21 protein-coding genes and 1 tRNA gene are annotated in these 23,318 nt (G+C 70.6%); 5 read left to right on the top strand and 17 right to left on the bottom strand.

All coding sequences use genetic code 11. The annotated features are described in order from the left end of the window. Window positions 1-62: 62 nt before the first annotated feature. The 11 genes from ruvB to pgsA form a co-directional block, all read right to left on the bottom strand. A complete protein-coding gene (gene ruvB, locus AB0D57_RS10435; protein ID WP_362069864.1) occupies window positions 63-1,133 on the bottom strand; it encodes a Holliday junction branch migration DNA helicase RuvB in 1,071 nt (356 codons plus the stop codon). A gap of 133 nt (window positions 1,134-1,266) precedes the next feature. Continuing rightward, the gene (ruvA, locus tag AB0D57_RS10430) at window positions 1,267-1,875 is read right to left on the bottom strand and encodes a Holliday junction branch migration protein RuvA (RefSeq protein WP_362069861.1); all 609 of its coding nucleotides are present in this window, start codon (window positions 1,873-1,875) and stop codon (window positions 1,267-1,269) included. Beyond that, the gene (gene ruvC / locus AB0D57_RS10425) at window positions 1,872-2,414 is read right to left on the bottom strand and encodes a crossover junction endodeoxyribonuclease RuvC (RefSeq protein WP_362069858.1); all 543 of its coding nucleotides are present in this window, start codon (window positions 2,412-2,414) and stop codon (window positions 1,872-1,874) included. Before ruvC ends, ruvA begins: the two co-directional genes overlap by 4 nt. A 200-nt stretch (window positions 2,415-2,614) precedes the next feature. Beyond that, window positions 2,615-3,367 (bottom strand): YebC/PmpR family DNA-binding transcriptional regulator, encoded by a 753-nt coding sequence (locus tag AB0D57_RS10420; RefSeq protein WP_362069854.1) that lies wholly within the window; start codon window positions 3,365-3,367, stop codon window positions 2,615-2,617. 75 nt (window positions 3,368-3,442) lie between these two features. After that, window positions 3,443-4,048, bottom strand: coding sequence for a pyridoxal 5'-phosphate synthase glutaminase subunit PdxT (pdxT, locus tag AB0D57_RS10415; RefSeq protein ID WP_362069851.1), 606 nt, complete (start codon window positions 4,046-4,048; stop codon window positions 3,443-3,445). Window positions 4,049-4,060: 12 nt separating this feature from the next. Next, complete coding sequence (gene pdxS, locus AB0D57_RS10410) at window positions 4,061-4,984, bottom strand: pyridoxal 5'-phosphate synthase lyase subunit PdxS (protein ID WP_362069848.1); 924 nt, start codon at window positions 4,982-4,984, stop codon at window positions 4,061-4,063. A 243-nt stretch (window positions 4,985-5,227) separates the two neighbouring features. Then, window positions 5,228-5,773, bottom strand: a complete 546-nt coding sequence (locus tag AB0D57_RS10405) for a hypothetical protein (RefSeq protein WP_362069845.1) — start codon at window positions 5,771-5,773, stop codon at window positions 5,228-5,230. Between the two features lie 25 nt (window positions 5,774-5,798). Beyond that, window positions 5,799-6,623 carry a formylglycine-generating enzyme family protein gene (locus tag AB0D57_RS10400; protein ID WP_362070100.1) on the bottom strand — a complete coding sequence of 275 codons (825 nt, stop codon included), beginning with the start codon at window positions 6,621-6,623 and terminating at the stop codon, window positions 5,799-5,801. Window positions 6,624-6,766: 143 nt separating this feature from the next. Continuing rightward, window positions 6,767-7,927 (bottom strand): glycosyltransferase family 4 protein, encoded by a 1,161-nt coding sequence (locus tag AB0D57_RS10395; RefSeq protein ID WP_362069842.1) that lies wholly within the window; start codon window positions 7,925-7,927, stop codon window positions 6,767-6,769. Continuing rightward, the gene (locus tag AB0D57_RS10390; RefSeq protein WP_362069839.1) at window positions 7,924-8,835 is read right to left on the bottom strand and encodes a phosphatidylinositol mannoside acyltransferase; all 912 of its coding nucleotides are present in this window, start codon (window positions 8,833-8,835) and stop codon (window positions 7,924-7,926) included. The genes AB0D57_RS10395 and AB0D57_RS10390 overlap by 4 nt, the downstream gene beginning before the upstream one ends. Further along, the gene (pgsA, locus tag AB0D57_RS10385) at window positions 8,832-9,551 is read right to left on the bottom strand and encodes a phosphatidylinositol phosphate synthase (protein ID WP_362070097.1); all 720 of its coding nucleotides are present in this window, start codon (window positions 9,549-9,551) and stop codon (window positions 8,832-8,834) included. Before pgsA ends, AB0D57_RS10390 begins: the two co-directional genes overlap by 4 nt. 216 nt (window positions 9,552-9,767) lie before the next feature. On the opposite strand from pgsA, the gene AB0D57_RS10380 reads away from it, so the two are divergent. Together AB0D57_RS10380 and AB0D57_RS10375 are read left to right on the top strand one after the other, a co-directional pair. After that, a complete protein-coding gene (locus AB0D57_RS10380) occupies window positions 9,768-11,963 on the top strand; it encodes an elongation factor G-like protein EF-G2 (RefSeq protein ID WP_362069836.1) in 2,196 nt (731 codons plus the stop codon). Between the two features lie 231 nt (window positions 11,964-12,194). Further along, window positions 12,195-13,868, top strand: coding sequence for a CvpA family protein (locus tag AB0D57_RS10375; protein ID WP_362069833.1), 1,674 nt, complete (start codon window positions 12,195-12,197; stop codon window positions 13,866-13,868). A 151-nt stretch (window positions 13,869-14,019) separates the two neighbouring features. Here the strand turns inward: AB0D57_RS10375 and AB0D57_RS10370 are convergent, their stop codons facing one another. Then, window positions 14,020-14,580 (bottom strand): HIT domain-containing protein, encoded by a 561-nt coding sequence (locus AB0D57_RS10370; RefSeq protein ID WP_362069830.1) that lies wholly within the window; start codon window positions 14,578-14,580, stop codon window positions 14,020-14,022. A gap of 67 nt (window positions 14,581-14,647) precedes the next feature. Here AB0D57_RS10370 and AB0D57_RS10365 point away from each other — a divergent pair, with 67 nt between their 5' ends. Beyond that, window positions 14,648-15,304: a potassium channel family protein gene (locus AB0D57_RS10365; protein WP_362069827.1), complete on the top strand. Its 657-nt coding sequence runs from the start codon at window positions 14,648-14,650 to the stop codon at window positions 15,302-15,304. A gap of 59 nt (window positions 15,305-15,363) precedes the next feature. On the opposite strand, the gene thrS is transcribed toward AB0D57_RS10365, so the two are convergent. From thrS to AB0D57_RS10350, 3 genes are all read right to left on the bottom strand, one after another. Continuing rightward, window positions 15,364-17,349 carry a threonine--tRNA ligase gene (gene thrS, locus AB0D57_RS10360; RefSeq protein WP_362069824.1) on the bottom strand — a complete coding sequence of 662 codons (1,986 nt, stop codon included), beginning with the start codon at window positions 17,347-17,349 and terminating at the stop codon, window positions 15,364-15,366. A 115-nt stretch (window positions 17,350-17,464) separates the two neighbouring features. Then, window positions 17,465-18,682, bottom strand: a complete 1,218-nt coding sequence (locus tag AB0D57_RS10355) for a hypothetical protein (RefSeq protein WP_362069821.1) — start codon at window positions 18,680-18,682, stop codon at window positions 17,465-17,467. Next, the gene (locus tag AB0D57_RS10350) at window positions 18,679-19,245 is read right to left on the bottom strand and encodes a DUF4365 domain-containing protein (protein ID WP_362069818.1); all 567 of its coding nucleotides are present in this window, start codon (window positions 19,243-19,245) and stop codon (window positions 18,679-18,681) included. The genes AB0D57_RS10355 and AB0D57_RS10350 overlap by 4 nt, the downstream gene beginning before the upstream one ends. A 170-nt stretch (window positions 19,246-19,415) precedes the next feature. Here AB0D57_RS10350 and AB0D57_RS10345 point away from each other — a divergent pair, with 170 nt between their 5' ends. Then, window positions 19,416-20,141 carry a 3'-5' exonuclease gene (locus tag AB0D57_RS10345; protein WP_362069815.1) on the top strand — a complete coding sequence of 242 codons (726 nt, stop codon included), beginning with the start codon at window positions 19,416-19,418 and terminating at the stop codon, window positions 20,139-20,141. Between the two features lie 55 nt (window positions 20,142-20,196). On the opposite strand, the gene AB0D57_RS10340 is transcribed toward AB0D57_RS10345, so the two are convergent. Beyond that, window positions 20,197-20,268: transfer RNA gene (locus AB0D57_RS10340), tRNA-Val, on the bottom strand. Window positions 20,269-20,307: 39 nt separating this feature from the next. Continuing rightward, the gene (locus tag AB0D57_RS10335) at window positions 20,308-20,754 is read right to left on the bottom strand and encodes an SRPBCC family protein (protein ID WP_362069812.1); all 447 of its coding nucleotides are present in this window, start codon (window positions 20,752-20,754) and stop codon (window positions 20,308-20,310) included. 88 nt (window positions 20,755-20,842) lie between these two features. Here AB0D57_RS10335 and AB0D57_RS10330 point away from each other — a divergent pair, with 88 nt between their 5' ends. After that, window positions 20,843-23,269, top strand: coding sequence for a hypothetical protein (locus AB0D57_RS10330; protein WP_362069809.1), 2,427 nt, complete (start codon window positions 20,843-20,845; stop codon window positions 23,267-23,269). Window positions 23,270-23,318: the final 49 nt, after the last annotated feature.

Here is a 23,318-nt window from a genome sequence, read left to right as displayed (position 1 = left end):
GCACTCAGGGAACAACGCTCAGCATGGCACCGGGGTTCCTGACCTCGCGAGTGCCCTCGCCGTCACGCCCCGAACAGGTCCCCTTGTCCGTTTCCCCCGTTTGACCGGGAGGGCGGGGTGAGGCCGAGATGCGCCCAGGCGGCCGGGGTCGCGACCCGACCGCGCGGTGTCCGGGCAAGCAGGCCCTCCCGCACCAGGAAGGGCTCGGCGACCTCCTCGACGGTCTCGCGCTCCTCCCCCACCGCGACCGCGAGCGTGGACAGGCCGACCGGACCGCCGCCGAAGAGCTTGAGCAGGGCTTCCAGGACGCCGCGGTCCAGGCGGTCGAGGCCGCGGCCATCGACTTCGTAGACCTTCAGCGCGGCCGCCGCGATCTCGCGCGTGATGACGCCGTCGGCCTTCACCTGCGCATAGTCCCGTACACGGCGCAGCAGGCGGTTGGCGATACGGGGCGTGCCACGGGAGCGGCCGGCGATCTCGGCGGCGCCGTCCGAGTCGATCTCGACGTCGAGGAGGCTCGCGGAGCGGTGGATGACGCGCTCCAGCTCGGCGGGCTCGTAGAACTCCATGTGCGCGGTGAACCCGAAGCGGTCGCGCAGCGGGGGCGGCAGCAGTCCCGCGCGCGTGGTGGCGCCGACCAGGGTGAACGGCGGCAGCTCCAACGGGATCGCGGTGGCGCCGGGTCCCTTGCCGACGATGACGTCGACGCGGAAGTCCTCCATCGCCATGTAGAGCATCTCCTCTGCCGGCCGGGACATGCGGTGGATCTCGTCGAGGAACAGCACCTCGCCCTCCTGGAGCGAGGAGAGGATCGCGGCGAGGTCTCCGGCGTGCTGGATGGCCGGGCCGCTGGTGATGCGGATCGGGGCGCCCATCTCGGCCGCGATGATCATCGAGAGGGTGGTCTTGCCGAGGCCGGGGGCGCCGGAGAGGAGCACATGGTCTGCGGTGGCGCCGCGCGCGCGGGCGGCGCGCAGGACGAGGTCGAGCTGCTCGCGGACCTTCTCCTGGCCGATGAACTCGTCCAGGTCCTTGGGGCGCAGCGCCGCCTCGACGGCCTGGTCCTCACGGTCGGCGACAGAGCCCACCAGCCGCTCGGCGGCGGTCTCGTCGGTCGTGTCGTCCCAGTTCACTGAAGTTCTCCTAGCCGTGGAGGGCCGGGTGAGTCGTCGGCCGGGGGTCCGGGGTGCGTCCCCCCGGGAAAGCACAGCGTTGCTTGTGCCTCGCGGCCGCAAGGGGTCCTACGGGCTTCGGGGCTCACGGCCCCTAGCGTGCTCTGTTGAGGGTCTGCAGGGCGGCCTTCAGCAGCTGGCCCACCGGGGGTGCGCCAGCGGCGGCCTCCGCCTGCGGGGCGACCGCGGAGACGGCCTCGTCGGCCTCACGGGTCGCGTACCCGAGGCCGATCAGGGCGGCGTGCAGCTGGTCGCGCCAGCCGGTGCTGACCGGAGACCCGATTCCCGTACTCGTGCCGAGCGGCTCGCCGAGCCGGTCCTTGAGCTCGAGGAGCAGTTTCTGGGCGCCCTTCTTGCCGATGCCGGGGACGGCGGTGAGCGACTTCTCGTCGCCGGTGGCCACCGCGCGGCGCAGGGCGTCGGGCGTGTGCACGGCCAGCATGGCCTGGGCCAGGCGCGGGCCGACGCCGCTCGCGGTCTGCAGCAGCTCGAAGGTCTGCCGCTCGTCGTCGTCCGCGAAGCCGTAGAGCGTCAGGGAGTCCTCGCGTACGACGAGGGAGGTGGCGAGCTTGGCCGGCTGTCCCATGCGCAGCCCGGAGAGCGTGCCCGGCGTGCACTGGACGGCGATGCCGATGCCGCCCACCTCGACCACCGCGGAGTCGGGGGCCAGGGCGGCGACCGGGCCGCTGACGAAGGCGATCATGCGGTACGCCCTTTCGATGCGAGTTTCGATGCGTGCAGGGCGACAGCCTGCTGGAGTCTGTTCTGGGCGGGGGCGCGCCAGATGTGGCAGATGGCGAGGGCCAGTGCGTCGGCGGCGTCGGCGGGCTTGGGGGGCGCGTCGAGCCGAAGGAGGCGGGTGACCATGGCGCCCACCTGTGCCTTGTCGGCGCGGCCGCTGCCGGTGACGGCGGCCTTGATCTCGCTCGGGGTGTGCAGGGCGACGGGGATACCGCGCCGGGCTGCGCAGAGCGTGGCGACGGCGCTGGCCTGGGCCGTGCCCATCACCGTACGGACGTTGTGCTGGCTGAACACCCGCTCCACGGCGACGAATTCGGGTTCGTACTCGTCGAGCCACTGCTCGATGCCCTGCTCGATGGCGACGAGGCGCAGGCCCAATTCGGCGTCCGCCGGGGTGCGTACGACACCGACGCCGCGCATGGTCAGGGGTCGGCCCGCGACACCTTCGACCACGCCGACACCGCACCGGGTCAACCCCGGGTCAACCCCCAGTACCCGCACCCCAGTGCGCCCCCTTCTGCGGCTAAACCGCCGCCGCTCTCGCGGAGGTGGTTGATCGCCGTCGTGGTTCCTCAATTGGTGGTTGCGGTCCGCTGGGCGACGATCATCATCTGTTCTTGCCAGGCTATCCGCTGCCACTGACAACGACGGCGGGCCGGTGGGACGTGTCCCACCAGCCCGCCAGAAGGAACCCTCGCGCCTCAGGCGTCGACCTTCTCCATCACGTCGTCGCTGACGTCGAAGTTGGCGAAGACGTTCTGCACGTCGTCGCTGTCCTCGAGCGCGTCGATCAGCTTGAAGATCTTCCGGGCGCCGTCCTCGTCCAGCTCGACCTGCATGGTCGGGACGAAGTTGGCGTCGGCCGAGTCGTAGTCGATCCCGGCTTCCTGGAGGGCGGTGCGGACCGCGACCAGGTCGGTCGCCTCGGAGAGCACCTCGAAGGACTCGCCCAGGTCGTTGACCTCCTCGGCACCCGCGTCGAGCACGGCACCCAGGACGTCGTCCTCGCTCAGCTCGCCCTTGGGGACGATCACGACGCCCTTGCGGTTGAAGAGATACGAGACGGAACCCGGGTCGGCCATGTTGCCGCCGTTGCGGGTCATGGCGACACGGACGTCCGAGGCGGCGCGGTTGCGGTTGTCGGTGAGGCACTCGATGAGCACCGCGACACCGTTCGGGCCGTAGCCTTCGTACATGATCGTCTCGTAGTCGGCGCCACCGGCTTCGAGGCCGGCGCCACGCTTGACCGCGGAGTCGATGTTCTTGTTCGGGACCGAGCTCTTCTTGGCCTTCTGAATGGCGTCGAACAGCGTGGGATTGCCGGCGGGGTCGGCGCCACCCGTGCGGGCCGCGACCTCGATGTTCTTGATCATCTTCGCGAAGAGCTTGCCGCGCTTGGCGTCGATCACGGCCTTCTTGTGCTTCGTCGTAGCCCATTTAGAGTGGCCGGACATCTGCCTGTCTCCTTCGCGTAACCCATCCTGCACGAACGCCCCCAGACCTTAAGAGTCTGGGAGGACTCCCAGATCCTACAAGGACTCCGGTGAGCGGTTCGCGCGCACCATGTCGACGAAGAGGCCGTGCACGCGGTGGTCGCCGGTCAGTTCGGGGTGGAACGACGTGGCGAGCGCGTTGCCCTGGCGTACGGCGACGATGTGGCCCTCGTGCTCGGCGAGCACTTCGGCCGCGGCACCTACGGATTCGACCCAGGGGGCGCGGATGAAGACGCCCTCTACAGGATCGCCCTCGACGCCCTTGACGTCGACAGCCGCTTCGAAGGACTCGTTCTGGCGTCCGAAGGCGTTGCGGCGCACGATCATGTCGATGCCGCCGAACGTCTCCTGGCCCGAGCGCGGGTCGAGGATCTTGTCGGCGAGCATGATCATGCCCGCGCAGGTGCCGTAGACGGGCAGGCCGTCCCGCACGCGTGCGCGAAGGGGCTCCATCATCCCGAACAGAGCGGCCAGCTTGGAGATGGTGGTGGACTCGCCGCCGGGGATGACCAGGCCATCCACCTCGGCGAGCTCCTCGGGGCGCCGCACCGGCCTGGCCACGGCGTTAGCCGCGGCCAGGGCGATCAGGTGCTCCCGTACGTCGCCCTGGAGGGCCAGGACGCCTATGACGGGGGTGTTCATGAGTGGTGTGCCTTACCAGCCGCGGTTGGCGTAGCGCTCGGTCTCGGGGAGGGTGTCGCAGTTGATGCCGACCATGGCCTCGCCCAGGTTGCGGGACGCCTCCGCGATGACCTTCGGGTCGTCGTAGAAGGTGGTCGCCTTCACGATGGCTGCGGCGCGCTTGGCCGGGTCACCGGACTTGAAGATGCCGGAGCCGACGAAGACACCCTCGGCGCCGAGCTGGCGCATCAGGGCGGCGTCGGCCGGGGTGGCGACACCACCGGCGGAGAACAGCACGACCGGGAGCTTGCCCAGCTCGGCGACCTCCTTGACGATCTCGTACGGGGCGCGCAGCTCCTTGGCGGCGGCGTACAGCTCGTTGTTGTCGAAGCCGCGCAGCTTGGCGATCTCGTTCTTGATCTGGCGCAGGTGGCGGACCGCCTCGACGACGTTGCCGGTGCCGGCCTCGCCCTTGGAGCGGATCATGGCCGCGCCCTCGGCTATGCGGCGCAGGGCTTCGCCCAGGTTGGTGGCGCCGCAGACGAAGGGGGTCGTGAAGGCCCACTTGTCGGAGTGGTTGACTTCGTCGGCCGGGGTGAGCACCTCGGACTCGTCGATGTAGTCGACGCCGAGGGACTGGAGCACCTGGGCCTCGACGAAGTGGCCGATCCGCGACTTCGCCATCACCGGGATCGAGACGGCGTCGATGATGCCCTCGATCATGTCCGGGTCGGACATGCGGGCCACGCCGCCGTCCTTGCGGATGTCGGCCGGGACCCGCTCCAGGGCCATGACGGCGACGGCGCCCGCGTCCTCGGCGATCTTCGCCTGCTCGGGCGTGACGACGTCCATGATCACGCCGCCCTTGAGCTGCTCGGCCATGCCGCGCTTCACGCGCGCGGTGCCGGTCGCAGTGTTTTCAGCGGGCTGGGCGGAGTTGGAGAGCGTGCTGGACACGGGTTGACCTCACTCGGTGAAAGAGGGTTTCTGCAGCACCGAGGGAACATCTCGCGAGCAGGCCACAGCAAGGGCCAATGGGGAGGCGGTGGCTCGTTTTTGGGTGTGTGGTGGTGGAGGCGAGGGGTTGTTCGCCCCTGCCGCCCCTGCCCTCCCCCAAGCTCTCGGCTTCGCTCGAGCAGGGGGGACCCCCATCGTCCCCAGGGGGCGCAGCCCCTTGGGGGGGCGGGAAACCCGGGGCGTTCAGCTGGTCGGGCGGTCCGCGAGGGCCGTCGGCGGCTCGTCGTCCATCTCGAAGGCCATGGGAAACGGCGCGTGCCCGGCGAGCCGGAACCAACGCACCTTGCGGTGCCGACGCAGGGCACGCGCGGCACGTACCGCGTCATTGTGGAAGCGCCGAGCCATCGGCACCCGCCGCACCGCCTGAGCCAGCTCACCGGCCGCCGCCTCCCCACCCGGCGCCTCCCGCACCGCCTCCACCTGTTGCGCCTCCCCGAAAACGGCCCGCAACGCTTGGCTGAGCTCGCTCTCGGCGACCTCACGCTGCTCCTCCTCCGCCTGCCGGGCAGCGTGCGCCGCCTCGTACAGCACGATCGAGGCGGCCGGATCGAGAACCCCGGAGGTTGCCAACTCCTGGGCGACCGAGGCACGGCGCAACAACTGCGCGTCGAGGGCGGCGCGCGCGGCGTCGATCCGGGCGTGCAGCCGGTCGAGACGCCCCGCGGTCCAGCTCAGGTAGAGGCCGATCGCGACGATGCCGACGAGGATCCAGATGAGGGTTGCGGTCACGGGCGGCAAGGCTACCCGGGTACGGTCACCCCTCCGTCACGTCCCAGGCGCAGCGGAAACCGCCGTGCCCGGTCGAGGAATCGGGCGTGTTCTTCGACCGGGCCGCCACCCGGTAGCGGTTGCAGTACGAGGTGTGGCACAGGTAGGAGCCGCCACGGATGACGCGCTGCTCGGCACCCGCCCCGGCGGCGTCCGCCGCGGAGAAGGGGTCGGCGCACCACTCCCACACGTTGCCCGAAGTGTCGTACAGGCCGAAGCCGTTGGGCTCGTACGCGTCCACGGGGACGGTCCCGGTGAAGCCGCCGGGGCGGGTGCTGACCCGGGGGAAGTCACCTTGCCAGGTGTTCATCCGCTCCTGCCCGCCGGGCGCGAAATCGTCACCCCAGGGGTAGCGGCGCCCCTCGAGACCACCACGAGCCGCGTACTCCCACTCGGCCTCGGTGGGCAGCCGGGCGCCCGCCCAAGCGCAGTACGCGAGGGCATCGTGGTACGAGACGTGCACCACCGGGTGGTCCGCACGCCCGTCGACGTCCGAGCCGGGCCCCTCGGGCGCGCTCCAGCGAGCGCCCTCGACGCCCAGCCACCAGGGCGCCGCGGCGACCGCCCCGAAAACGGCGTCCCGCGCGCGTGGGTGCAGCAGCAGATGGAACACGAAGGAGCTGCCGTATCGCTCCGCCTGCGTCACGTACCCCGTCTCTTGCACGAAGGCGGCGAAGCGGGCGTTGGTGACGGCCGTCGCGTCGATCCGGAACGGCTCGAGGATCACCGTACGGACCGGCCCCTCGGCGTCGTCCGGGTACCCCTCGCCGAGGGCGTCGCCCATACGGAACGCACCGCCGGGCAAGGTGATGGCCGAAGCGTCGCAACCGTCACGCGCCGGACCTTCGCCCCTCCGCCGACCGGACGCCGCCAGTTGGAAAAGCGAACCGGCCTCCCCGCGCGCGGGCGCGCAGCACGACTCTCCCCCGCCCGGGGCCGACCTGTCCGTCACGCTCAGTCCCGTGCCAGCCCGAACCGCGCCCGCAACCCGGTGCGTTCGTCCGCGGCCACCGCCGCCGCCCCGTCCGTCACGGTCTCGTAGACGGACAGGATGTCCGCCCCGACGGTCGACCAGTCGAAGCGCCGCACATGGGCGCTCCCCCGCGCCCGGAGCTCGGCCCGGCGCTCGGGGTCGCCGAGCAGTCGTACGGCAGAGTCGGCCAGCGCCTCCGCGTCCTCGTTGGCGAACAGCTCCCCGGCCGCCCCATGGTCGAGGACCTGCGCGAAGGCGTCGAGATCGGAGGCCAGTACCGGCGCCCCCGCCGACATCGCTTCCACCAGGATGATGCCGAAGCTCTCGCCGCCGGTGTTGGGCGCCACATACAGGTCGACGCTGCGCAGGAAGCGGGCCTTGTCCTCGTCGCTGATCATGCCGAGGAACTCGACGCGCGAGCGCATCTCGGCCGGCAGCGACTCCACGGCCTCCTCCTCGTCGCCACGTCCGGCGACCAGGAGCCGGGTCTCCGGGCGCTCGGCGAGGATCTTCGGAAGTGCCTTCATGAGGACGGGCAGGCCCTTGCGGGGCTCGTCGATGCGGCCGATGAAGCCGAGGGTGTCGCCCTGCCACTCGGGCTTGGCCTCGGCGCGGGCGAAGAAGTCGACGTCGACGCCGTTCGGGATGACGACCGCGTCGCCGCCCAGGTGTTCGACGAGGGTGCGGCGCGCGTACTCGCTGACCGCGATCCGGGCGCTGATCTTCTCCAGGGCCGCCTGCAGGATCGAGTACGCGGCGACCATCGCGCGCGAGCGCGGGTTCGAGGTGTGGAAGGTGGCGACGATGGGCCCCTGTGCGGCCCAGCACGCGAGCAGTCCCAGGGACGGCGAGGCCGGCTCATGGATGTGGATCACGTCGAAGGTGCCGTCGTGCAGCCAGCGCCGCACCCGGGCCGCGGACAGGAAGCCGAAGTTCAGTCGCGCCACGGAGCCGTTGTACGGCACCGGAACGGCCCGGCCGGCCGAGACGACGTACGGCGGCAGTGGTGTCTCGTCGTCCGCGGGGGCGAGCACGGAAACCTCGTGCCCGAGGCGGATGAGGTGCTCGGCCAGGTCGCGGATATGGAATTGGACGCCGCCCGGCACGTCCCAGGAGTACGGGCAGACGATGCCGATCCTCACGGGGAGCCCTTCGTCGGATCGAGATCCGCGAGCCACAAGCGCTGCAGCATGTGCCAGTCCTCCGGGTGATCGGCGATACCGGTGGCGAAGGCATCGGCCAGCGCCTGTGTCATGACAGACGTCTTCTCGGCCCGGGTACCTGTCTCGGGGACCTCGACGGGGGGATGGACACGCCCCCGCATCTCCGGCGAGTCGTCGTACCAGAGCGTCACCGGCAGCAGCGTGGCGCCGGTCTGCTGCGCCAGCAGGGCCGGCCCCGCGGGCATCCGGGTCGCCTCGCCGAAGAACTTGACCTCGACGCCGGACGCGGACAGATCGCGTTCGGCGACCAGGCAGACCAGACCGCCGTCGCGCAGCCGGCGGGCCAGTGTGCCGAACGCCGAGCCCCCGCTGTGCGGCAGGACCTCCATGCCGAGGCCCTCGCGGTAGGCGACGAAACGGTCGTACAGCGATTCCGGTTTGAGGCGCTCGGCGACCGTCGTGAAGGGCGTTTGGAGTTCGGTGGTCAACCAGGCGCCCGCGAGGTCCCAGTTGCCCATGTGCGGGAGGGCCAGGATGACGCCTCGGTCGGACGCGAGGCAGTCCGTGAGGTAGTGCAGGTCCTGGGCGTCGAAACCCGTCCGAACGCGCTCCTCGCTCCAGGCCGGAAGGCGGAAGGACTCCATCCAGTAGCGCAGATACGAGCGCATACCCGCCCGGGAGAGCTCGGCGAGCCGCTCCGGGGTCGCGTCGGGCACCACGCGCGCGTAGTTGCTCTCCAGGCGCCGTACGCCCTTGCCGCGCTTCTTCCAGACGATGTCCGCGACAGCGCGCCCGAGGCGCACGGCGACCGGCTCGGGGAGCTTCTTGATCGTGCTCCAGCCGGCCGCGTACGCCCCGTCCACCAACCTCTCCTGGAGGCTGGTCACGACGTGGCCCCACTGTTCTGGGCGGCGGCCGCGTCCGCCTCCGCGGACTCCCGGCGCACCGTGACGACGCGCTGGATCAGCGTCACCAGGCTGCCGACGGCGACGATCCACAGGGCGACGGGCAGCAGCCACCGGATGCCGGGCACGCCGAACTTGTGCAGCCCCGCCAAGCCCGCCGCGACCAGCGAGATCACCAGGCGTTCGGCGCGCTCGATCAGGCCGTTGACGGCGACCGGCAGGCCGATCGACTCACCACGGGCCTTGGTGTACGAGACCACCTGGCCGCTGGCCAGGCAGAAGATCGCGACGGCGCACAGGACGTTGTTGTCGCCGCCGCCCGCGTACCAGAGCGCCAGGCCGCCGAAGATCGCGCCGTCGGCGACCCGGTCGAGCGTGGAGTCCAGGAAGGCGCCCCAGCGGCTGGTGCGGCCGAGCTGGCGCGCCATGTTGCCGTCGACGAGGTCGGAGAAGACGAAGAGCGTGATGACGACCGTGCCCCAGAAGAACTCCCCCCGGGGGTAGAAGACCAGCGCGCCCGCCACGACTCCTGCCGTGCCCAGGAGGGTGACCGTGTCGGGGCTCACCCCCCGGCGGATGAGAAACGCGGCGAACGGTGTGAGGACACGCGTAAAGAATGCACGCGCGTACTTGTTCAGCATGGCCTTCCCGAGGGTCGGTGTCGCCGTGCGGCCCCTTATGGCTACCGGCTGGCCCATCGTAGTCACGCGCGCGCGTGTGCGACGGTCGGGCACCCGCACCCCGCGTCACGACGGGATGCCGCCGGTGTCATGGCGCGATCGCGTCCGCCGTATGGACGCACCGTGAAGCGAGTGCAAAGCTCGAAGAACCGCGGGCGTCATCGGTGCCGCACCGCACGCGGATCCGGTATGCCCGCGCCCACAGTGACCTCACCGTGCACGGGAGGCAAGGCCATGGGCGACAAGGCGAACGCACACCCCGGAGCCGCCGGCAGGGCTACGGCGGCCGACCACCCCGCGTCCGTACGGAATGTGGTGCTGGTCGGCCACAGCGGATCGGGCAAGACGACTCTGGTGGAAGCTCTCGCGCTGACGGCGGGAGCGGTGAACCGGGCGGGCCGCGTGGAGGACGGCGGCACCGTCTCCGACTACGACGAGATCGAGCACCGGCAGCAGCGCTCGGTGCAGCTCTCCCTGGTACCCGTCGACTGGGACGGATACAAGATCAATATTCTCGACACCCCCGGATACGCCGACTTCGTCGGGGAACTCAGGGCCGGTCTGCGCGCTGCGGACGCGGCCCTTTTCGTCGTCTCCGCCTCGGACGGCGTGGACGGCTCGACCCGGTTGGTATGGGAGGAGTGCGCGGCGGTCGGCATGCCGCGAGCCATCGTGATCACCCACCTCGAAGCGGCCCGGGCCGACTTCGACGAGATGACCCGGACCTGCGCGGAAGCCTTCGGCGCGGACGACCCCGACGCCGTACTGCCGCTGTACCTGCCGCTGCACGGCACACCGGGACCCGACGGGCACGCGCCCGTGACCGGGCTGATCGGGCTCCTTACGCAGCGGCTGTTCGACTACTCCTCCGGGGAGCGCAAGGAGGCGGAGCCGGGCCCCGAGCAGCTGCCGCTGATCGAGGAGGCGCGCAACCGGCTGATCGAGGGGATCATCGCCGAGAGCGAGGACGAAACCCTCATGGACCGCTACCTCGGCGGCGAGGAGATCGACGTCAAGACACTCGTGCAGGACCTGGAGCGGGCCGTGGCGCGCGGGGTCTTCTTCCCCGTACTGGCCGCCGCCCCCGCCCCCGCGGGCGCCCGTCAGGGGATCGGCACGGTCGAACTCCTCGAGTTGGTCTGCGGCGGTTTCCCGACTCCGCTGGAGCGCGCGGCACCCACGGTGACCACACCGGACGGCGCGGCGCGCGAGGTCAAGGCGTGCGACCCGAACGGGCCGCTGGTCGCCGAGGTCGTGAAGACGGCCAGCGACCCCTATGTGGGCCGGGTCTCCCTCGTACGCGTCTTCTCGGGCACCCTGCGCCCCGACGAGACGGTGCACGTCTCCGGCCACGGCCTTGCCGACCGCGGCCACGAGGACCATGACGTCGACGAGCGCGTCGGCGCCCTGTCCAGGCCGTTCGGCAAGCAGCAGCGCGCCCTCACGCACTGCATCGCGGGCGACCTTGCGTGCGTGGCGAAACTCAACCGGGCGGAGACCGGCGACACGCTCTCGGCCAAGGACGACCCACTGCTCATGGAGCCCTGGCAGATGCCCGACCCGCTGCTGCCGCTCGCCATCCAGGCGCACAGCAAGGCCGACGAGGACAAGCTCTCGCAGGGGCTGGGCCGGCTGGTCGCCGAGGACCCCACCATGCGCCTGGAGCAGAACCAGCACACCCACCAGGTCGTTCTGTGGTGCCTGGGCGAGGCCCACGCGGACGTCGCCCTGGAACGGCTGCGCAACCGCTACGGCGTCCAGGTCGATGTCGTACCGCACAAGGTCTCGCTACGGGAGACGTTCGCCGACAGGTCCGCGGGGCGCGGGCGCCATGTGAAGCAATCCGGCGGCCACGGTCAGTACGCGATCTGCGAGATCGAGGTCGAGCCCCTCCCTAACGGCTCGGGCGTCGAGTTCGTGGACAAGGTCGTCGGCGGGGCCGTACCCCGGCAGTTCATCCCGTCCGTCGAGAAGGGCGTGCGCGCCCAGGCCGCCAAGGGCGTGGCCGCGGGCTATCCGCTCATCGACGTACGGATCACCCTGCTCGACGGCAAGGCGCACTCAGTGGACTCCTCCGACGCCGCGTTCCAGACCGCGGGCGCGCTCGCCCTGCGCGAGGCGGCCGCCGACGCCAGAATCCATCTCCTGGAACCAGTGGCCGAAGTGACGGTTCTGGTCGGCGACGACTACGTGGGCGCCGTGATGAGCGACCTGTCCGGGCGTCGCGGCCGGGTCGTCGGCACCGAGCAGGCGAGCGGCGGGCGCACGCTCGTACGGGCCGAGGTCCCGGAGATCGAGATCGGGCGGTACGCCGTCGATCTGCGCTCCCTCTCGCACGGCACCGCACGCTTCAACCGCAGTTACGCGCGGCACGAGCCGATGCCGCCTCAGGTAGCCGAAAGGATCCGCGAACAGGCCCAGGACGGCTGACAGTTCAGTGCGTCATCCGTCGCTCCATTCATCACTTCGTTCGTCGCTCCATTCATCGCTCCATTCATGGCTTCGTTCGTCGCTCCATTCGTCGGCGGGCGGCTTCGGCCGTCCGCCGACGAATGTCGGTCACGGCCGATACCCTGAGAACCTGATCAAGACGATGACCTGATCAACAGGTGTGCGGGGCAGGTAAGTCGGGAAGAGCCGCAGGAGCGGGGTGCGGCGGCGATGGGGGCGGAAGTGGCGTTCGACGGTTTCGATTTCACTCCCGGGGCGCAGGTGCCGCTCTCGGGCTCCGCGGGCCAGACGGCGGCGACCTTCGCCCTCGCCTCGGCGGCGTACCGGGACAGCGACGTCGCGGAGATCCTCAAAGCCAACAACGAATGGCACGAGTCCACCGTCAGCCCCGGCCGCAAATGGGCGACGATCTTCAAGCCCAACCTCGGCGAGGCCTTCGGGCGGGCAGTGGTGGACCGCATGCTGGGCGCGGAGCGCAAGCCGCTCATCCAGTCCTTCGGCACCGAACCACAAGTCGTCGTCGAGCACTGTCTCGCGGCGAACCGCATCCGCAGGGAGCGGGACAACTGGCTGTCGGCCGTGATGGTGCTGTGCGGCGTGCTCTTCCTGCCCGGACTCCTGGCCTGGCTGCTGGTCTTCCAGCTCCGATCCATGATCGCCAAACAGACGAACAAACGCGCCGGAGCCCTCGCCACCGCGCTCCTGGTCGCCGTCGGCGCCTTCGCCGTGCTCTTCCTCATCCGCATGCCGTTCACCGGCTTCTGGGCCTGGTACGCACGCGCGTCGGTCATCCTCCCGGTCGTCGGCTGGCTCTGGGCCAAGCAGATCTGCGAACGCACCGCCAAAGACCTGCGCGAGCGCTGGGACAGCCTCCTGTCCGGCGGCGGCATCGGCGCCAAGATCCCCGAGGCCGTGCCCGGCAGCCCCGGCGAGACCGCGGCCGAGCGGCTGCGCCAGTCCCTGGCCCACCTCAGCGCCGAGCAGCAGTCGAACTCGGTCTTCTACGCCGGCCCCAAGGGCATACTCGGCATGGGCACCCGCTGGGGCAGCTGGCAGCTCGCCGAGGACCTGGTGCCCAAGGACCCGGACAAGGAGATCCACCCCTTCCGCAGCTGGGACGTCATCCGCTCCGTCCACGACAAGCTCCGCATGCTGGAGCGCGGCCCGCTCAACACCGGTGGTTTCACAAAGCCTTCGATAAAGCACTGGATCGTCTCCCCGATCGGCGAGAACGCCAAAGCGGTGTCACGCCCGGGCGGTACGGACGTGGAGGCGTACACGCTCAAGACCCACGCCATACAGGACATCTGCAACAAGCAGCAGTTCGGCAGCGGCGACCGGCACTACCTCGGCGTTCAATGGACGCTGTGGGACGGCCAGTTGATCATCACCATGCTGATCACCGTGACCGTGCTGCACGAGACGCTGCGCATCGAGATCACCGGCCATGCGCTGGGGCCCGTGCACTCGCTGTTCACCAGCAAGCCCGAGGCGCCGACAAAAGAGGTCGCCAAGGCCGTCAAGTTCTGGGAGACCCGCAAGGTGAAACTCCCGCTGGTCACCACCGACGAGGTCGTGCGACTCACGGCGCGCGCCCCGCTCACCGCGTACCCGCCGCTGCTGAACTGGCTCGGCGGCTCCCTGACACTCCCCGAGCCCTTCGGCCTCCGGCACGCCTGGGCCGACCAGCCGTGGCGGCACCGCTTCATGGCCGACGACGCGCTGCGCGCCGCGACGCCCGTGCTCCGCGTGGTGCACGCGGCGGCGATCAAGGTCCTCGACGAGAACGGCGTCGACACGGAGAAGTTCGGCAACCGCTCGTCGTTCCTCAGCGGAGCTGTCCAGGACCCGTCGCCGCGGAAGGCGGACGCCTACGACGCGTAGGCCTCCGGCGGATTCGCGGGGAAACGACGGTGGGTTCGGTGCGGGTCGTGGTGGGCTGATCGAGCCCACACGGCGGAGCCGCACCTGGCACGGCCCCGCGCCCCTCGTATGCCGGGGCGCCCGCGACAAGGCGCCCCGGCACAGCGGCCGACTACCGCGCCGGCCAGGCCTCTGCCAGCATCTTGCGGGTGTCCGCGAGGAGCTGGGGCAGGACCCTGGTGTGGCCTACGACCGGCATGAAGTTCGTGTCGCCGCCCCAGCGAGGCACGATGTGCTGGTGGAGGTGCGCGGCGATGCCCGCACCCGCCACAGTGCCCTGGTTCATACCGATGTTGAAGCCGTGCGCGCCCGAGGCGGTACGCAGCGCGGTCATCGCCTGCTTGGTCAGCTCACCGAGTTCGGCGGTCTCCGGGTCGGTCAGATCGGTGTAGTCCGCGACATGGCGGTAGGGCACGACCATGAGGTGGCCTCCGTTGTACGGGTACAGGTTGAGCACCGCGTACACCTGCTCACCGCGCTTGACGACGAGCCCATCCTCGTCGGACTTGGCAGGAATCGAGCAGAACGGACAGCCGTCCTCGGCTCCCGGGCCGGTGGGCTTGTTCTCGCCCTGGATGTAAGCCATCCGGTGGGGCGTCCACAAGCGCTGGAACGCGTCCTGCGTTCCCACTCCGATCTGCTGCTCCGGCTCACTCGTCATGTGGGGAAGCATATGGCTTCGCCCGTTCGCGGCGTGTCGGCGGGGGCCACACAAAAGGGCCTGCGGCCAAGCTGGGGCAATGGACGACGACAGCCCACAGGCCCGCTGGGAGCGGCGCACCGAGATCCCGCTGGGCCTGGCGTCACTGCTGTTTCTCTCCCTGTACGCGACCCTTGTCCTGGCCCACGGCCTGGCCGAGGAGTGGAAGAACGCCTGCCGGGCGGCCCTGCTCGCCACCTGGGCCCTGTTCGCCGTCGACTACGCCGTGCGCTGGCGGCTGAGCGGGCAGCGCCTGCGCTTCGTACGGACACACTGGCTGGACACCCTGGTACTCGCCCTGCCCCTGCTGCGCCCACTGCGGATCGTCAAGGTCTACGACGCGGTACAGCACCGCCACGGACAGCCCCGATTCAGCCTGCACGCGCGCGTGATCACGTACGCGACCCTCTCCGTGACCCTCCTCGGCTTCGCCGGCGCCCTCGCCGTCTATCAAGCGGAGCACGCGGCGCCGAACGCGACGATCCTCACCTTCGGGGACTCGGTGTGGTGGGCCTGTTCCACACTCGCGACGGTCGGCTACGGCGATGTCACTCCCGTCACACCGTGGGGGCGGGTGATCGCCGTGGGACTGATGGCCTGCGGCCTGGCACTGCTCGGCGCGGTGACGGGGTCGTTCTCGTCGTGGCTGTTGCAGGTGTTCGCGCGCGAGGGCGACGAAAGGCCCCCGGGAGCCTGAGCATCCCGGGGGCCTCGCACGACATACACGACACAGGCGTCGGAGAATCGCCGTACGCGTCAGACCTGCGCGCGCTCCTCGACGACCTTCACGATCTTGGCGATCGCCTCGTCGACCGGGATGCCGTTCTCCTGCGAGCCGTCGCGGTAGCGGAAGGAGACAGCGCCGGCCGCCATGTCCTCGTCGCCCGCGATGACCATGAAGGGCACCTTCTGCTTCTGCGCGTTGCGGATCTTTTTCTGCATGCGGTCCGACGACGAGTCGACCTCGACGCGCAGGCCCTTCTTCCTCGCCTCGACGGCGAACTTCTCCAGGTACTCGACGTGCGCGTCGCCGATCGGGATGCCGACCGCCTGCACCGGCGCCAGCCAGGCCGGGAACGCGCCCGCGTAGTGCTCGAGGAGCACCGCGAAGAAGCGCTCGATGGAGCCGAACAGCGCACGGTGGATCATGACCGGCCGCTGCTTGGCTCCGTCCGGGCCGGTGTACTCCAGGTCGAACCGCTCGGGCAGGTTGAAGTCGAGCTGCACGGTCGACATCTGCCAGGTGCGCCCGATGGCGTCCTTGGTCTGGACGGAGATCTTCGGCCCGTAGAACGCGGCGCCACCCGGGTCCGGAACCAGCGGAAGACCCTGCTTCTCGGCCACCTGCCGCAGCGTCTCGGTGGCCTCCTCCCAGGCCTCGTCGGAGCCGACGAACTTCTCCGGATCCTTGGTGGACAGCTCGAGGTAGAAGTCGGTGAGGCCGTAGTCGCGCAGCAGGTTCAGCACGAAGGTGAGCGTCTTGTCGAGCTCGTCGGCCATCTGCTCGCGCGTGCAGTAGATGTGCGCGTCATCCTGGGTGAAGCCGCGGGCCCGGGTCAGGCCGTGCACGACGCCCGACTTCTCGTACCGGTACACGGTCCCGAACTCGAAGAGGCGCAGCGGCAGTTCACGGTACGAGCGGCCGCGCGCGTCGAAGATCAGGTTGTGCATCGGGCAGTTCATGGGCTTGAGGTAGTAGTCCACGCCCTCGTCGAGCTGCATGGGCGGGTACATGCCGTCGGCGTACCAGTCCAGGTGGCCCGAGGTCTCGAAGAGCTTCCCCTTGGTGGCGTGCGGGGTGTAGACGAACTCGTAGCCCTCTTCCTCGTGGCGTCGCCGCGAGTAGTCCTCCATGACCCGGCGGATGACGCCGCCCTTGGGGTGGAAGACCGCGAGGCCGGAGCCGATCTGCTCCGGGATGGAGAACAGGTCCAGCTCGGAGCCGAGCTTGCGGTGGTCACGCTTCTCCGCCTCGGCGAGGAAGTCGAGGTGCGCCTTCAGCTCGTCCTTGGTCGGCCAGGCGGTGCCGTAGATGCGCTGGAGCTGCTTGTTCTTCTCGCTGCCGCGCCAGTATGCCGAGGCGTTGCGCATCAGCTTGAACGCCGGGATGTTCCGGGTGGTGGGCAGGTGGGGACCGCGGCAGAGGTCCTTCCAGCACAGCTCACCGGTCTTGGCATCGAGGTTGTCGTAGATGGTCAGCTCGCCGCCGCCCACCTCGACGTCCGCGCCGTCGGCCCCATCCTGAACGGCCGCGGATCCCTTGATCCCGATGAGCTCCAGCTTGTAGGGCTCGTCGGCCAGCTCCTCGCGGGCCGCCTCGTCGGTCACGACGCGCCGCGAGAAGCGCTGCCCGCGCTTCTGGATCTCCTGCATCTTCTTCTCGATGGCCTTGAGGTCATCGGGGTGGAAGGGCTTCTCGACGTCGAAGTCGTAGTAGAAGCCGTCCTTGACCGGCGGGCCGATGCCCAGCTTGGCCTCGGGGAAGAGCTCCTGCACGGCCTGGGCCATGACGTGCGCGGTGGAGTGGCGCAGGATGTTCAGGCCGTCCTCGGAGGAGATCTCGACCGGCTCGACCTCGTCCCCCTCGGCCAGCGCGTACGCGAGATCCTTGAGCTCGCCATGCACGCGGGCGGCGACGATGGTGCGCTCACCGGCGAAGAGATCGGCGGCCGTAGTGCCCGTCGTCACCGCGCGCTCTTCCCGCTCGGAATCGCGTTGGATGATCACACGGACGTCTGACACCGGTCTCTCCTGACTGAAGGTGGTCGCGTACGTAACCACGCACGCACCCGGAATCGTACCGAGCCGGAGGCATCACCCGCGAAACGGTTAACCGTTGCGCTGGTCACGGCCGCTCTCAGTCCCCGCTGCACGCCTCCTCGAAGAAGTCCAGGTTCTCCTGGAGCGACTTCATCAGCCGGTCCCGCTCGGCCTCGTCGACCTGCACGGGCACGACTTCGGAAGGGTCGGTGAGCCGACGGAATCCGCCGCGGCTCTCCAGCCGCCCGTGCACCCGCACCGGCAGTCCCACAAGATGTGCCTGTCCCGCTATCCGGTACGCCTCCTCATCGAGGGTCATCCGGACGTGCGAGACCTCCGCCCCGGCGATGACCCGCAGCCGGACGGTGCCCTCGCCGCGCGGCTCCGACCTGCGCATCCGCACCACGGCACCCGTGATGCGCACCGGCATGGACGGCTCCTCGCGCAGATACCGGGCCCCGGCCTGGCGCAGCACGGGCAGGTCGCCGGGCGAGAACTCGATGGCCTCGGCGGGGGCCGCGCAGCCCTCGGGGACTCCGGCGGCGGGTGCCCACTCGACGGCGATGCGGGCGCCCTCCGTGCCGCGGACGAGGGCGACGACGGCCTCGGTCAGTTCGTGGCTGACGCCCGCCTCGACGGCCGCGTCGAAGGCGTCCATGCCGCCGGTGGCCCGCTGGTAGTCGATGGCCTCGCGGGCGGCGTACAGCGCCTGGTGCAGGCGTACCGAGAGCGGTCGGCCGGTGGTGACGGGCACGAAGGCGGTGAGTCGGCGTCCGCCGGGGTCGGCGCCGACGAGGACGTTCTCCAGGGCCGCGGCGGCCGGCCTGCGGTGCCGGGCGCCGTAGTAGCCCGCACGCGCGCGCGTGGCGAGCGCCGCCGCGAGCAGCATCTGGCGGGCGGCCATGCGCAGCCGCTCCTCGACGCTCCAGGGCGTGGCGCCCACGGGTCCGGTCGGGACGTCCCGCCACCAGCGGATCTCGTCGCTGGGCACGGCGAGCGCGACCAGCACGTCGCGCGCGGACGGCGAACCGCTGCGGGAGAGCGCGACGAGCGCCTCGCCGAGCAGGTCGTCGCTGTCGGGGAAGGCCCGGTTCTCCGGCACGAGCAGGCTCGTACCGCCGCCGGCGGGTCCCGGTGGCGTCCACCTGCCGTACCGTCCCGCCGCTCCCCCGCGGCGCTGCCAGCCGTGTCGGTGCAGGAGGGCGCTGAGCACGGCGGGGTCGACCTGGCCGGGCTCGGGCGGCTCGGTCCACTGGTCTTCGACGGGGTGCGGCCTGACCGGCCGGAGGGGTTCGTCGATCGGGCGGTGCGTCACGGTCTGCCTCCCGTCCCGACTCGCGTCATCATCTCGCAGAGCGCCCGGTCGTCGAAGATGCGCGAGGTCGGTATTCGCACGGTGGTCCGGGTCCGGCCGGTGATGGCGTGGCCGGCGAGGTTGGTCCAGTAGCAGCAGTGCCGCAGGTCGAGGCGGTCGTGGCTGGCGCGCAGCCAGTCGTCCTGGGACCTGGGCACGAGCATCACGACCAGTATTTTGTGCACCGAGACCGGGGTGCGGGCCAGCTTCTCCAGGTGGGCGTTGTCGAGCGTGAAGGAGAAGGCGGGCCCCGGCGGGTTCGGCGGGATCTGGTACGTGCACTTGAGTTGCACCTTGATGGTGACCTCATCGTCGACCGTGTGCCCGGGGGCGCTGTGGCTGACGTGCCAGTCGATGCCGTTGTCGGGAAAGGGCTGGGACAGCGAGCAGCCCGCGGCCGCCGCGACGGCGTGCAAGTAGCCGACCTGCAGTGTCTCCATGCAGGCGGTGGTGGCGAGTGTGCCGCGATGGGGTGCCGTCCGCTGGGGCAGCAGCCCGCCCCGCTCGGGCTGCGCGAGTGCCATGAGTCCAACAGCCTTCCAAGCCAGAAGAGTCCGCGCGCCGGGCCGCTGATCTGCAAAGACCCGTACCTCTGTTGTCTCCTTCCGGCGTACGGCGCAAACAGCCCGGGTATCACCAAACGGGCAGAAGACGGTGCGTCAGCTGCCGAGGGTGAACGAGGAGTTGTGTCCATATGACGTGCTGGTACGAGGGCCCTTTGGCCGCGTTCGACACGGAGACCACGGGCGTGGACGTCGAGACCGACCGGATCGTGTCGGCCGCCGTCGTCGTCCAGGACGCCACGGGTTCCCGGCCACGGGTGACCCGATGGCTGGTGAACCCGGGAGTGCCGGTGCCCGAGGGGGCGACGGCGGTGCACGGGCTGACGGATGAACATCTGCAGCGCAACGGCCGTTGGCCGTCGCCGGTGATGGACGAGATAGCCAGGATACTGGGCGAGCAGGCGGCGGCGGGCCGTCCTCTCGTGGTGATGAACGCGCCGTTCGATCTGACGCTGCTGGACCGGGAGTTGCGCCGTCATCGCGCCTCCTGCCTGGATCGCTGGTTCGAGACGGCGCCGCTGCTGGTACTCGATCCGAGGGTCCTCGACAAGCATCTGGACCGCTATCGCAAGGGTCGTCGCACGCTGACCGATCTGTGCGCGCACTACGGCGTGGCGCTGGAGGGCGCGCATGACGCGGAGGCCGACGCGCTGGCCTCGATGGATCTCGTACGAGCGGTCGGGCGCCGTTTCGCGGCCCGGCTGGAGCGGCTCTCCCCGGCCGAGTTGCACACCTTGCAGGCGGTGTGGCACGCGGCACAGGCGCGGGGCCTGCAGGCATGGTTCGCGCGCAGTGGTTCGGAGGAGGCGGTGGATCCGGCGTGGCCGCTGCGTCCGGAGCTGCCGGCAGCGGCCTGATCGGCCTGCGCATGCAAAAAAGCCGGTCCGTCTGTGACGGACCGGCCTTTCCCGGTGGGCGATACTGGGTTCGAACCAGTGACCTCTTCGGTGTGAACGAAGCGCTCTCCCACTGAGCTAATCGCCCGGGAACGCACTGAACAATACAGGTCCCCGGGGGTGTCGTTCAAACCGCTTCCAGGTAGGCCGTGAGACCCCGCTGTCCCGCGCGCATCATCAGGGCGTGATTGGCGCGGAAGACGGGGCGGCCCGGCACGGCGAGCCGCCGCATCAAGGGCTTTCTCACGTCCACCTCCTGGTCGTATCGGGCCCGGGTGCCAAAAACGTCGGAAGTGAGCGTCCAGCGCGCCCAGCCGTCGAGGTCGCCGGTCATGGCGATCTCCAGGACGCCGGCCGTGGGGTCGCGCCGCACTTCCTGGGCGGCGAACACCAGGTCGTACGGCAGGAGTGAGCGGATCCGAATCGTGCCGCTGCAGTCGTCGATACGGTTCACCTCGCGCACCTGGGGCCACCACAGGGGGTAGTCATCGGCCTGTTCCAGGGCGGCGTACACGCTGACGGGCGGCGCGGGCAGCTTCCACACGCAGCGGAAGCGGTAGTGACTCCAGTCCATATACGGAGTGTGCCCAAACGGACATCTGAGTACGGCATGAGTACCCGCACTCATGCCGTCGAACGTGACCGGGGCCACACTCCGGAGCATGACCCACTTTCCGCCCCTGGCCGAGGAGTTGCGGCTTCTCGATGGCGAGCTACGGCAACTCGACGCGCGCCGGGCCTTGTTGCTGGCACGCCGCGCCTGGCTGATCGCCGCGCTCCAGCCGGTCGTGCCTCCCGCGCCCCCTCGCGCGCGTCGGCCCGAGACCACCGCACCCGGAGTCCAGAACGTGCTCCTCGTCCTCGGCGGCGTGCTGCTGACCGTCGCCGCGATCGCGTTCACCCTGGTCAGCTGGGGGCGCATGGGGATCTCCGGGCGGGCGGCGGTGCTCGGCGCGGTGACGCTGGCGGTGCTCGGCGGGCCGGTGCCGCTGCTCAGGCGCAAGCTTCGCTCGACGGCCGAGGCGGTGGCGGGGCTCGGTCTCGCCCTGACGGTCCTGGATGTGTACGCGCTGTACGAGGTGGCGTTCCCGGGCGTGGCCGGTCTCGGGTACGCGGCAATCGCGTCGGCGGTGCTGGCGGGGGTGTGGGCGGGGTACGGGCTCGTCCTCGGCGGTCCGCACCGGCGCTCGGACCAGTCGACGGCGACCGCCGTCCCACCCCTGCCCGCGGGCCGACCTCAGGCGACCGGCCTTCTGCACCTGCCTCTGCCCGCGGCCATGGCCGCGGCCCAGTTCCCGCTGATCCTCTGGGCGGCCGCCGCCGACGCGGGTGCCCCCACCATGACGGCCGCACTGCTGCTGACGGCGGCGCTCGACACCGCCGTCGCGCTCCGGGTTCCCCTGCGGTCCGTACGTCTCGTCGCCACCGTGGGCGCGTACGGCTCGGGGGGCTGGGGCACCTTTGCGGCCGGCTGGCTGTCCTGGACGGCCCCCGGCCCGAGCGCCGCCGCCCGTGCGGCGGCGCTCCTTCTCTTCGCCGCGGCGATCGCCCTGGCGGCTGCGCGGCACCTGCCCGACCCGAAGCCGAAGGCCGTCACCGCGCTCGCTCTGACCGGCGGTCTGATCACGGTCGCCGCGCTCGGTGGGGTGCTGCGCCCGTCGCTGCCGGACGGCTGGACGGTTTTGGGGTATCTGGCGTTCGGCGTCGCTCTGTCGGCGGCGCTCCGCACCCGTCTCCCCGAGCCCCTGAGGCGCGGCCTCGTCTGGGCCTCCGGCTCTGTACAGGCCGCCGCCGTGGTGTGGACTCTGCCGCTGCTCGCCGTCGTGCTGCTGGGCCCGGTCGGCCGGCTGAGGTCGATCTGGTCCGGGTCTCCCGCGACCGCCCGCGACGCGGTGACGATCGATGCTCCCTGGCCTTCGTACGCGAGCACGGCCCCGGTCGTCCTCGTCGTCGTCGCCGGCGTGCTGGCCGTGGCCGGACGCGGCACTGCAGGGCGACCGCGAGCCGTCGCCGGCGCGCTGATACTCACCTGGGCGACGGCGCTCGCACTCCCTGCAGCCCTTGAACTCCCTTACACCGTGGGACTGTTGATGCAGGGGCTCACGACCGTGGCAGCCCTGGCGTATGCCCGTTCGGCGGAGTCCCGGTCGACTCCCCTGGTCCTGGCCTTCCTCACCTCCGTGAGCCTCGCGTGCCTCGCGCTGGCCTCCGAGGGCGTGACGCTGGGCGTCCTCGCCGCTCTGACCGTGCTGTTCGCGGCCATGGCCGGGCAGCCGCAGCTCGGCCCGGTCTGCGCACCCGCGGCCCTCGGGTACGCCACCGCCCTCGCCTGTGCGGCAGGGGCGTCCCTCGGCTGGCAGCCGCAGCACACCGCACTGCTGGTGCTGGTCGTACCGGCCGTCGCGGCCCTGCTCGCGGCGCGTCTCGGCGGCTCCCCGACGACCGTGCCCGTCGAGGTGACGGGTGCCGCGGCCGGCCTGCCGGCCCTCGGTCTCACGGCGGGTGATCCGCCGATGCTGGCCCTGGTCCTGGCCCTGTGCGCGGTGATCGCCGCGGGCACCGCCGTACGAGCGGACCGTCGCCCCATCGGATATGCGGCCGCCGCCTTGTTCGTACTCGCGACCTGGATCCGCCTGGCGGCCTGGGACATCGGCTCCCCGGAGGCGTACACGCTGCCGGTGACCGTCCCGGCGTTGCTGGTGGGGGTGGTCAGACGTCGCAAGGACCCGACGGCCTCGTCCTGGACGGCGTACGGAGCGGGGATTTCCGTCACGTTCGTGCCGAGTCTCCTCGCGACCTGGGGTGACCCTCAGTGGCTGCGCCCCCTGCTGCTCGGGGCGGCGGCGCTCGCGGTCACGCTCGTGGGCGCCCGCCATCGGCTGCGGGCTCCGCTGGTCCTCGGGGGCGCCGTGCTCGTCCTGGACGTGCTGCACGAACTCGCCCCGTACCTCGTGCAGGTGGCCGGCGCGCTGCCCCGTTGGGTACCTCCCGCACTCGCCGGTCTGGTGCTGCTCGCACTCGGTGCGACGTACGAGCAGCGGATCCGGGACGCGCGGCGGGTGCGGGAGGTGCTGGGGAGGATGCGTTAGGGCCTGTCCGGCCGATCATGCCGCAGACGCGGGGTCCGGCACGCCGATC

The sequence above is a fragment of the Streptomyces sp. NPDC048275 genome, from assembly GCF_040652275.1.
Lineage (GTDB): Bacteria > Actinomycetota > Actinomycetes > Streptomycetales > Streptomycetaceae > Streptomyces.
Note: the sequence above shows the minus strand (reverse complement) of the source record. Positions and strands in the feature narration are given on the sequence as shown.